Here is an 11,310-nt window from a genome sequence, read left to right on the forward strand (position 1 = left end):
CCGCGAGTACGGATGATCTCCATGCCCCCAGGGCCCGCAGGAGTCGCAGCGCCGCCCTTCCAGGGCCGCGCACCCCCGGGTTGTCCGCCAGTACGGGGCGTGATCGTGTTGACCGTCAAACTTTTTGGTGAGACGCTGAAAGCCCCGCGCACCTTAGCTGTTTGGCATGTGGAACAGCAGCAAGAACTTAAAAGTGTCAAGCATCGCGGGTGCGATTCCCTCACGACCCATCGACCCACACCGTTTCGGTCGGTCACTCAGTGTGGAGGACCATCCATCATGGCAAAGGCGCTTCTCGGTTACGTCGGCGGTTCCGACCCGCGACTCATTGCCGAGATGCGACGGCTCCAGCAGCGCGTACAGGACCTGGAATCCGAACTCGTACGGATCCAGGCCGAGAACGACGCGCTCGCGGCTGCCGCTTCTCACGACTCGCTTCTTGATCTCGACGTACCCCAGGCGGAGCCTGCGCTCACCTGATCACTGCATCGCACCACGACAGCAGTGGTTGGGCAGCCCACATCAACCGCTAAGTTGTCAGAATTGCAAGGGACGCCTCTTCGGCGTCCCTTCTTCTTTCCCCCGTGCACTCTTTCACTCTCTTTAACGTCTGGTGTGCCCTGCACGTTCATGGGTGAAACCGCGCGTTCATGGAGTGACACCGGTCCGAAAGGTAGAGTCCAGCGGCGTGCACCTCAAGGCCCTTACCCTGCGCGGGTTCAAATCGTTCGCCTCGGCGACCACGCTGCGGTTCGAGCCGGGCATCACCTGTGTCGTGGGCCCCAATGGTTCGGGCAAGTCCAATGTCGTGGACGCGCTGAGCTGGGTCATGGGCGAGCAGGGCGCCAAGTCGCTGCGCGGCGGCAAGATGGAGGACGTCATCTTTGCCGGCACCACCGGGCGTCCGCCGCTCGGCCGGGCCGAGGTGTCCCTCACCATCGACAACTCCGACGGCGCGCTGCCCATCGAGTACGCCGAAGTCACCATCACGCGGATCATGTTCCGCAACGGCGGCAGCGAGTACCAGCTCAACGGCGACACGTGTCGGCTGCTCGACATCCAGGAACTGCTGAGTGACTCCGGCATCGGCCGCGAGATGCACGTCATCGTCGGACAGGGCCAGCTCGACTCCGTACTCCACGCCGACCCGATGGGCCGCCGCGCCTTCATCGAGGAGGCCGCGGGCGTTCTCAAGCACCGCAAGCGCAAGGAGAAGGCGCTGCGGAAGCTGGACGCCATGCAGGCGAACCTGGCGCGGGTCCAGGACCTGACCGACGAACTGCGGCGGCAGTTGAAGCCGCTGGGCCGGCAGGCCGCGGTCGCGCGCCGCGCCGCCGTCATCCAGGCCGACCTGCGCGACGCCCGGCTCCGTCTCCTCGCCGACGATCTCGTACGGCTGCGGCAGGCACTCCAGACCGAGGTCGCCGACGAGGCCGCGCTCAAGGAACGCAAGGAAGCCGCCGAGGCCGAACTGAAGAAGGCGCAGCAGCGCGAAGCGCTCCTGGAGGACGAGGTCCGCCAGCTCGCTCCTCGTCTGCAGCGCGCCCAGCAGACCTGGTACGAGCTGTCGCAGCTCGCCGAGCGGGTGCGCGGCACGATCTCGCTGGCCGACGCGCGTGTGAAGAGCGCGACTTCGACACCTCCCGAGGAGCGGCGCGGGCGCGACCCCGAGGACATGGAGCGCGAGGCCGCGCGGATCCGGGAGCAGGAGGCCGAGCTCGAAGCTGCCCTGGAGGCCGCCGAGCACGCCCTTGAGGACACCGTCGCGCACCGGGCCGAGCTGGAGCGCGAGCTCGCCGTCGAGGAACGCCGGCTCAAGGACGTCGCCCGCGCGATCGCCGACCGCCGCGAGGGCCTCGCCCGCCTCAACGGCCAGGTCAACGCCGCCCGTTCCCGGGCCGCCTCCGCCCAGGCCGAGATCGACCGCCTTGCCGCCTCGCGCGACGAGGCCCAGGAGCGCGCGTTCGCCGCCCAGGAGGAGTACGAGCAGCTGAAGGCGGAGGTCGACGGCCTCGACGCGGACGACGCCGAGCTGACGGAGCAGCACGAGGCGGCCAAACGGGCGCTGGCCGACGCGGAAACAGCGCTCACAGCAGCGCGCGAGGCGGCCACGGCAGCGGAACGCAAGCGCGCCGCGACCCAGGCCCGCCGAGAGGCCCTCGCCCTCGGACTGCGCCGCAAGGACGGCACAGGAGCGCTGCTCGGCGCGAAGGACCGCCTCACCGGACTTCTCGGCCCGGCGGCCGAACTCCTCTCGGTCACCCCCGGCTTCGAGGTCCCGCTGGCCGCCGCCTTCGGCGCCGCGGCCGACGCCATCGCCGTCACCACCCCCGCCTCGGCGGCGGACGCCATCCGTATGCTCCGCAAGCAGGACGCGGGGCGGGCGGCGTTGCTGCTGGCGGGGGCACCGGAGGAACGGGGTGCCAACGCGGCGGAGGGCGGCGTACCCCGTCAGGAGCGCGGCGAGGGACCTGCGTACGCCGCCGATCTCGTCCGTGGTCCCGCCGAGCTCATGCCCGCCGTACGGCGGCTGCTGCGCGGGATCGTGGTGGTGGGCACCCTTGAGGACGCCGAGGAACTGGTCTACGGGCGGCCGGAGCTGACCGCGGTCACCGCTGAAGGGGACCTGCTGGGGGCGCACTTCGCGCACGGCGGGTCGGCCGGGGCGCCGAGTCTGCTGGAGGTGCAGGCGTCCGTCGACGAGGCGGCGGCGGAGCTCGAAGAGCTGGCTGTGCGGTGCGAGTCGCTCGGCGAGGCGCAGCACGAGGCCACCGGGCGGCGGAAGGAATGTGCAGCGCTCGTCGAGGAGTTGGGGGAGCGGCGGCGGGCCGCCGAGCGGGAGAAGTCGTCCGTGGCGCAGCAGCTGGGGCGGCTGGCCGGGCAGGCGCGGGGCGCCGCGGGGGAGGCCGAGCGGAGTACCGCCGCCGCCGCGCGGGCGCAGGACGCGCTCGACCGGGCCGTGGAGGAGGCGGAGGAGCTGGCCGAGCGGCTCACCGTCGCCGAGGAGATGCCGGTGGAGGAGGAGCCCGACACCGGCGTACGGGACCGGCTGGCCGCCGACGGCGCCAACGCGCGGCAGACCGAGATGGAGGCCCGGCTCCAGGTGCGTACGCACGAGGAGCGGGTCAAGGGGCTCGCCGGGCGGGCCGACGGACTCGACAAGGCCGCGCGTGCCGAACGCGAGGCACGCGCGCGTGCCGAGCAGCGGCGGGCCAGGCTGCGGCACGAAGCAGCGGTCGCCGAGGCGGTCGCCTCCGGCGCGCGGCAGCTGCTCGCGCACGTCGAGGTCTCGCTGACCAGGGCCCAGGAGGAACGGGCCGCCGCCGAGAACGCCAAGGCCCACAGGGAACAGGCGCTCGGCCTCGCCCGCAACGAAGGACGCGACCTCAAGGGCGAGCTCGACAAACTCACGGATTCGGTTCACCGCGGCGAGGTACTCGGCGCCGAGAAGCGGATGCGCATCGAGCAGCTGGAGTCGAAGGCGCTGGAGGAGATGGGCGTCGAACCGGCGGGTCTTGTGGCCGACTACGGCCCGCAGCAGCCGGTACCGCCCTCGCTCCCCGCCGAGGGTGAGGAACTGCCCGAGGACCCGGAGCATCCGCGCAACCAGCCCCGGCCCTTCCACCGTGCCGAGCAGGAGCGGCGGCTCAAGTCAGCCGAACGGGCGTACCAGCAGCTCGGGAAGGTCAACCCGCTCGCCCTTGAGGAGTTCGCCGCGCTGGAGGAGCGCCACAAGTTCCTCAGCGAGCAGTTGGAGGACCTCAAGAAGACGCGTACGGACCTGCTTCAAGTGGTGAAGGAGGTCGACGAGCGCGTCGAGCAGGTCTTCACCGAGGCGTACCGGGACACCGCCCTGCAGTTCGAGGGGGTCTTCAGCCGGTTGTTCCCGGGAGGGGAGGGACGGCTGATCCTGACCGATCCCGACAACATGCTCACCACGGGTGTCGATGTGGAGGCCCGCCCTCCGGGCAAGAAGGTCAAGCGGCTGAGCCTGCTCTCCGGTGGCGAACGGTCCCTGACCGCCGTGGCGCTGCTCGTGTCGATCTTCAAGGCGCGGCCCAGTCCGTTCTATGTGATGGACGAGGTCGAGGCGGCGCTCGACGACACCAACCTCCAGCGGCTGATCCGGATCATGCAGGAGCTGCAGGAGGCCTCGCAGTTGATCGTGATCACGCACCAGAAGCGCACGATGGAGGTCGCCGACGCGTTGTACGGCGTCTCGATGCAGGGCGACGGTGTGTCAAAGGTCATCAGCCAGCGACTCCGCTAGTGGATGCGTGTAGCCCACACGGGTCGTGACCTGGGCTTCCGCTTGAGTTCAAGTATTGAACGAGTCATGGTCATCCCTGCGCCTAAAATTCACAGCAAGCGGACTGTTGACTTCGAAACTTGAAGGCATAGTCTCTGCAACGTTGCTTTTACCTTCAGCTGGTGGGCGGCGTGATGTTGTGCGCCACTTGTATGACCACTGAAGGGCTCGCCCCACACCCCCGGCAGTGAGGCCGGTGGCCCGAGGAGTTACACGTGACCAGCACAGCGCCCCCCAAGTCAGGAGCCCGAGAGGCTCATCCCGAGCATCTCGGGCACGTCATCTTCATCGCGGCGGCGGCCGCGATGGGCGGGTTCCTCTTCGGCTACGACAGTGCCGTGATCAACGGCGCCGTCGAGGCCATCCGAAGCCGGTACGACATCGGCTCGGCGGCGCTGGCCCAGGTCATCGCCATCGCACTGATCGGCTGTGCCATCGGCGCGGCGACCGCGGGCCGCATAGCCGACCGCATCGGCCGCATCCGCTGTATGCAGATCTCGGCCGTCATGTTCACGGTCAGCGCCGTCGGGTCCGCGCTGCCCTTCTCCCTGTACGACCTGGCCTTCTGGCGCGTCATCGGCGGTTTCGCCATCGGTATGGCCTCCGTCATCGGCCCCGCCTACATCGCCGAGGTCGCCCCGGCCGCGTACCGCGGACGCCTCGGCTCCTTCCAGCAGGCCGCCATCGTCATCGGCATCGCCATCTCGCAGCTGGTCAACTGGGGCATCCTGAACGCCGCCGACGGTGACCAGCGCGGCCAGATCATGGGCCTCGAAGCCTGGCAGGTCATGCTCGGCGTCATGGTCGTCCCGGCCGTCCTCTACGGTCTGCTCTCCTTCGCGATCCCCGAGTCGCCGCGCTTCCTGATCTCCGTGGGCCGGGACGAGCGAGCCCGTGAGGTGCTCAAGGAGGTCGAGGGCGACAAGATCGACCTGGACGTCCGCGTCGCCGAGATCGAGCACGCCATGAAGAGCGAGCACAAGTCGGTCTTCAAGGACCTGCTCGGCGGCAGCTTCTTCTTCAAGCCGATCGTCTGGGTCGGTATCGGTCTCTCGGTCTTCCAGCAGTTCGTCGGCATCAACGTCGCGTTCTACTACTCCTCGACGCTGTGGCAGTCGGTCGGCGTCGACCCGTCCGAGTCGTTCTTCTACTCGTTCACGACCTCGATCATCAACATCATCGGCACCGTGATCGCCATGATCTTCGTCGACCGGATCGGCCGTAAGCCGCTCGCGCTCATCGGCTCCGTGGGCATGGTCATCGGGCTCGGCCTGGAGGCCTGGGCCTTCTCCTTCGACCTCGTGGACGGCAAGCTGCCGGCCACCCAGGGCTGGGTCGCCCTGATCGCCGCCCACGTCTTCGTCCTCTTCTTCGCCCTCTCCTGGGGTGTCGTGGTCTGGGTCTTCCTCGGCGAGATGTTCCCGAACAAGATCCGCGCCGCCGCGCTCGGCGTCGCCGCCTCCGCGCAGTGGATCGCCAACTGGGCCATCACCGCGAGCTTCCCGTCGCTGGCCGACTGGAACCTCTCCGCGACCTACGTGATCTATACGTTCTTCGCCGCGCTCTCCATCCCCTTCGTGCTCAAGTACGTGAAGGAGACCAAGGGCAAGGCGCTGGAAGAGATGGGCTAGGCCTCTCGCAGGAACGGCCCCCGGAACTCGGGGAGACGGGCCAAACCCCCGCTGCCCTTCTCCCCGTACTCGTAAGAGGACGCACTGCCCCGGCTCGGCCTTCGAGGCCCTGAACCGGGGCAGTGCGTCTTCTCGGTTCCTCCGGTCCCTTGAGCCCTTTCAGTCCTTGAGGCGGGGCAGGACGCTCTCACAGAACAGGTGCAGGCTGCGCCAGCCCTCGTCGACGGGCATCCCGCCGGACAGCGGGTGCAGGACGTAGTTGTCGAGGCCGTGTGCCACGCACGCGTCGGGCGTGAGGATCCGGTAGACACCCTCGGCGCGCAGCTCGTCGACCGTCGTGGCCGCCGACTTCACCGCCGAGCGGATGTCGCCGGACTGCCAGGAGGCGTACGTCCGTGCCTCGTGCAGGAAGTGCGTGCCGTACTCGGCCCAGGCCCGGTCGGGGTCCTCGGCGATGTGCAGGAGCGGGGTCTCGGCCGAGGGCATCATGGTCCAGCCCTCGGTGCCGTACTCGATGAGCCGCTCCTTGTAGTACGCCTCCAGCTCGGGCAGGTGGGCGCTGGGGAAGAAGGGAAGGCCCAGGCGGGCCGCCCGCCGCGCCGCCGCCTTCGACGAGCCGCCGACCAGCAGCAGGGGGTGCGGATCCGAGAACGGCCGCGGAGTGACCCGTACGGTCCGGCCCCGGTACTCGAACTCCTCGCCGGTCCACGCCTTCAGCACCGTTTCCAGCAGCTCGTCCTGGAGCTTGCCGCGCCGCTTCCAGTCGACGTCGAAGAGGGCGTACTCCTCGGGCCGGTAGCCGATTCCCGCGACGGTGATGAGACGTCCGCCGCTGAGTAGATCGAGCACGGCGATGTCCTCGGCGAGCCGGAGCGGGTCGTGCAGCGGGCCGATGACCGCCGACACGGTGACCGCGATGTGGCGGGTCGCGCCGAAGACCGCGCCCGCGAAGGCGAACGGCGAGGGCAGCCAGTTGTTGGCGACGCCGTGGTGCTCCTCGGTCTGCACGGTGGTGATGCCGCGGTCGTCGGCGTACGCGGCCATCTCGATCGCCGCCTTGTAGCGGGCACTCAGCGACGCGGGGGTGGCGTGGGGGTCGACGAGGTTGAAGCGTACGACCGTTACGGGCATGGGGAGCCCCCCTTCGTGTGTGGAGGGGGACGGTAGCTGACGGTTCGTCAGACGGCCATAGAGGCGGCGGGCGGGTTACGTCAGTGTCGTACAGCAGTTCTATTTTGAAACGTGGAGCGCGGCTTCTCAGGGAGGGAAGGCTGCCTCCCTGGGAGGGATGGATACTGGGTGGGTTATGGAAATCATCCTTGCTGTAGTCATCGCCGTGATCGTGCTCGGCGCGCTCGGCGGGCTTGTCGTCGGCAGCCGCCGGAAGAAGCAGCTGCCCCCGCCGCCGCCCTCGACGCCCGACATCACCGCCCCTCCGGCCGAGCCGCACGTCGGCGACGAGGCCGAGACGCCGCGGGAGGAACCGCGCCGCACGATAGAAGAGGTGGACCTCCCGGAGGCCGCCTCGGCTCCCGTCGCGGTCGAGGAGCCCCCGGCCCTTCCCGAGATCGAGGTCCCGGAGCCGTCCGCGGGGCGCCTGGTGCGTCTGCGCGCCCGGCTCTCCCGCTCGCAGAACGCGCTCGGCAAGGGGCTGCTCACGCTGCTCTCGCGCGAGCACCTCGACGAGGACACCTGGGAGGAGATCGAGGACACGCTGCTCACCGCCGATGTCGGCGTACAGCCCACCACGGAGCTGGTCGACCGGCTGCGTGAGCGCGTGAAGGTGCTCGGCACCCGTACGCCGGACGAGCTGCGTGCCCTGCTGCGCGAGGAGCTGCTCCAGCTGCTCGTGCCCGAGTTCGACCGCACGGTGAAGACCGACTCCAACCTCGACACCCCGGGCATCGTGATGGTCGTCGGGGTCAACGGAACCGGCAAGACGACCACCACGGGCAAGCTCGCCCGCGTGCTCGTCGCCGACGGCAAGCACGTCCTCCTGGGCGCCGCCGACACCTTCCGTGCCGCCGCCGCCGACCAGCTGCAGACCTGGGGCGAGCGGGTGGGCGCCCGTACCGTGCGCGGTCCCGAGGGCGGCGACCCGGCCTCGATCGCCTTCGACGCGGTCAAGGAGGGCATCGAGGAGGGCGCCGACGTCGTCCTCATCGACACCGCGGGCCGGCTGCACACGAAGACCGGGCTCATGGACGAGCTCGGCAAGGTCAAGCGCGTCGTCGAGAAGCACGCGCCGCTGGACGAGATCCTGCTCGTCCTCGACGCCACCACCGGGCAGAACGGTCTCGTCCAGGCCCGCGTCTTCGCCGAGGTCGTCGACATCACCGGCATCGTGCTGACCAAGCTCGACGGGACGGCCAAGGGCGGCATCGTGATCGCGGTGCAGCGCGAGCTGGGTGTGCCGGTCAAGCTGGTGGGGCTGGGGGAGGGGGCGGACGATCTGGCGCCGTTCGAGCCGGAGGCGTTCGTTGACGCCCTTATCGGGGAGTAGGTGTCACCTACCAAAATTGGTATGTGAAGCGGAATCAGCCGGTGCTCGAAGAAGCGCCCGCCCCCAAGGTGCAGTTGGAGGCGGGCGCTTCGTCATGTGAGCCCATGGTGGTGACGGCTACGCGCGCGACCGGTGTGCCACATACGCCAGCGTCCCCAGCAGCAGCCGCGCCTGTGGTGGCTTCGTCGCCGAGTCCAGTGCGGGGGAGCGGAGCCAGCGGACCGGGCCGAGGCCCGAGCGGTCGGAGGGCGGGGCGGTGATGTGCGTACCCGGGCCCAGGCCGTGCAGGTCGAGGGAGGCGTCGTCCCAGCCCATGCGGTAGAGCAGCTCGGGGAGTTCGGGCGCGGAGCCGGGGGCGACGAAGAAGTGGGCGCGGCCGTCCGGGGTCGCCGCCACGGGGCCGAGGGGGAGCCCCATGCGTTCGAGACGGACGAGCGCGCGGCGCCCGGCGGGCTCGGCGACCTCGATCACGTCGAAGGCGCGGCCGACCGGCAGCATCATGGCGGCCCCGGGGAACTCGGCCCAGGCCTCGGTCACTTCGTCGAGCGTGGCGCCGGCCGGGATCGGCGGAGCGAAGTCCAGCGGATGCGCACCCGGCGCGGGGCAGTCGGCCCTGCCGCACGAGCACGCCCCCGCGGCGGCTCGTGCACCGGGGACCACGTCCCATCCCCACAGCCCGGTGAACTCCGCCACCGCGGTGCATTCCGACGAACGGCCGCGGCGCCGTGAGCCGGGCCGGAGTTCGCGCGTCCCCCGACTACTGCCGATCGTGAAGCCCATGCCCCCTCCAACGGGTCCGACGTGGCGGTGGTTACGTGACGGAATCGGAACGTGACCCTGTGTTCCCGACTTCCCCTGTGCCGCCCGGTTCAGACGGCGCCCAGTAGTGCCCCGGGTAGTGCGCTCTGCATCGTGCGCCCCAGCGCACACCGCTCCGCCCACTCCCGGCCATCCAGTGTCAAGTCAATCGCGCGTAGGCGATGCGGAGTTCATTCGAAGGGGTGGCGAATGGTGGCGTTTCCGGGATCGCCATGGCTGGACGGGTGATCGTAGGATTACTTTGAGTGCACGAGTCCTGGGGACGTGTGCACTCGTGGGTATGCCAAGGGCAAGTCGGCTTCCCGTTCGAAGGGTGAGAACTACCGGACGTGCGGCCGTATTTACCGGCATTCTGATAGGGCTTGGCGCACGCAGCGTACAAGTGGTCTCAGGGATGGGGGCGTTCCAGTGGGCGGCAACGGCGGAGGCGGGATGACCGCGACCGGCACGGACAAGCGCCCCAACGAGCTGCTCGGCTCGTGGTTCGTGCGCAGCGGCTGGTCCAAGGGCGAGCTCGCACGGCAAGTGAACCGCAGGGCCCGCCAGTTGGGGGCCAACCACATCTCCACGGACACCTCGCGGGTGCGTCGCTGGCTGGACGGGGAGAACCCGCGCGAGCCGATCCCGCGGATCCTGTCCGAGCTGTTCTCCGAGCGCTTCGGCTGTGTCGTCGCCGTCGAGGATCTCGGCCTGCGGGCCGCCCACCAGTCACCGTCGGTGTCCGGCGTCGACCTGCCCTGGACGGGCCCGGGGACCGTGGCGCTGATCAGCGAGTATTCGCGCAGCGACCTGATGCTGGCGCGGCGCGGCTTCCTCGGCAGCTCGCTCGCCCTCGCCGCGGGCCCGGCCCTCATCGAACCCATGCAGCGCTGGCTCGTCCCCTCGCCCATGGCTGCACCGGAGGAGCCCGAGCCCCCCGCCTCGGCGCGCCGCGGCCGGCTCTCCAAACCGGAGCTGGACCTCCTTGAGTCCACCACCGTGATGTTCCGGCAGTGGGACGCCCAGTGCGGTGGCGGCCTGCGCCGCAAAGCGGTCGTCGGACAGCTGCACGAGGTGACGGACCTGCTCCAGGAACCCCAGCCCGCCGCGACGAACAGGCGCCTGTTCAAGGTCGCCGCCGAGCTGGCCGAGCTGGCCGGCTGGATGAGCTACGACGTGGGGCTCCAGCCCACCGCGCAGAAGTACTTCGTCCTCGCCCTGCACGCCGCCAAGGAAGCGGGCGACAAGCCGCTCGGCTCGTACGTCCTGTCCAGCATGAGCCGCCAGATGATCCACCTGGGCCGGCCCGAGGACGCGCTGGAACTCATCCACCTCGCGCAGTACGGAAGCCGCGACTGCGCGAGCCCCCGCACCCAGTCCATGCTGTATGCGATGGAGGCCCGCGCGTACGCCAACATGGGCCAGCCCGGAAAGTGCAAGCGCGCCGTCCGGATGGCCGAGGACACCTTCGCCGACGTGCATGAATGGGACGACCCGGACCCCGACTGGATCCGCTTCTTCTCCAAGGCCGAGCTGTACGGCGAGAACTCGCACTCCTACCGCGACCTCGCCTATGTCGCGGGCCGCAGCCCCACCTACGCCTCCATGGCGGAGCCCCTGATGCAGCAGGCCGTCGACCTCTTCGCCAAGGACCCCGAACACCAGCGTTCGTACGCACTGAACCTCATCGGCATGGCCACCGTGCACCTCCTCCAGCGGGAGCCCGCGCAGAGTGCGGTCCGAGCCAAGGAAGCCATGTCGTACGCGAAGAAAGTGCGCTCGGAGCGCGTCAACACTCGTATCCGAAAGACGGTCGACACGGCGGCCCGCGACTTCGGGGACCTCGCCGAGGTCGTCGACCTCACCGACCAGCTCGCCGTCGACCTGCCCGAGACCGCCGAGGCGGTCTGACCCGGGCCGCGTGAGCGGCCACACCCCAGTACCCCGGCCGTGGCCGGCCGTCCCGAACTGCCCGACTCGGCTCCCCCATGCCAGGTCATCGGACGGCCGACCGCGGCCGGCCTTTCTCCCTTCGGAGAAGGTTGCGCCACGATAACGATCGCTCGGCC

General features: G+C 69.6%; 7 protein-coding genes. 5 read left to right on the plus strand and 2 right to left on the minus strand.

The window, feature by feature from the left end; genetic code table 11:
- The first annotated feature begins 279 nt into the window (after nt 1-279).
- The 3 genes from OG219_RS34285 (at nt 280) to OG219_RS34295 (ending at nt 5,940) form a co-directional block, all read left to right on the plus strand.
- On the plus strand, nt 280-480 hold the full coding sequence (locus OG219_RS34285) for a hypothetical protein (protein WP_266474634.1): 201 nt from the start codon (nt 280-282) through the stop codon (nt 478-480).
- A gap of 208 nt (nt 481-688) precedes the next feature.
- A complete protein-coding gene (smc, locus tag OG219_RS34290) occupies nt 689-4,270 on the plus strand; it encodes a chromosome segregation protein SMC (RefSeq protein WP_266833117.1) in 3,582 nt (1,193 codons plus the stop codon).
- A 254-nt stretch (nt 4,271-4,524) separates the two neighbouring features.
- Nucleotides 4,525-5,940 (plus strand): sugar porter family MFS transporter, encoded by a 1,416-nt coding sequence (locus tag OG219_RS34295; protein WP_266833119.1) that lies wholly within the window; start codon nt 4,525-4,527, stop codon nt 5,938-5,940.
- Between the two features lie 159 nt (nt 5,941-6,099).
- Here the strand turns inward: OG219_RS34295 and OG219_RS34300 are convergent, their stop codons facing one another.
- On the minus strand, nt 6,100-7,071 hold the full coding sequence (locus OG219_RS34300) for an LLM class flavin-dependent oxidoreductase (RefSeq protein WP_266833121.1): 972 nt from the start codon (nt 7,069-7,071) through the stop codon (nt 6,100-6,102).
- A gap of 175 nt (nt 7,072-7,246) precedes the next feature.
- Between OG219_RS34300 and ftsY the strand changes: the two genes are divergently transcribed.
- Complete coding sequence (gene ftsY, locus OG219_RS34305; protein WP_266833123.1) at nt 7,247-8,443, plus strand: signal recognition particle-docking protein FtsY; 1,197 nt, start codon at nt 7,247-7,249, stop codon at nt 8,441-8,443.
- 117 nt (nt 8,444-8,560) lie between these two features.
- On the opposite strand, the gene OG219_RS34310 is transcribed toward ftsY, so the two are convergent.
- Entirely contained in the window at nt 8,561-9,223 is a 663-nt protein-coding gene (locus tag OG219_RS34310) for a bifunctional DNA primase/polymerase (RefSeq protein WP_266833125.1), read from the minus strand.
- Between the two features lie 447 nt (nt 9,224-9,670).
- On the opposite strand from OG219_RS34310, the gene OG219_RS34315 reads away from it, so the two are divergent.
- Nucleotides 9,671-11,152 carry a hypothetical protein gene (locus tag OG219_RS34315; RefSeq protein ID WP_266833127.1) on the plus strand — a complete coding sequence of 494 codons (1,482 nt, stop codon included), beginning with the start codon at nt 9,671-9,673 and terminating at the stop codon, nt 11,150-11,152.
- Nucleotides 11,153-11,310 lie beyond the last annotated feature (158 nt).

Origin of the sequence: Streptomyces sp. NBC_00038 (genome assembly GCF_026343635.1) — a bacterium.
In the GTDB taxonomy this organism is placed as follows: domain Bacteria; phylum Actinomycetota; class Actinomycetes; order Streptomycetales; family Streptomycetaceae; genus Streptomyces.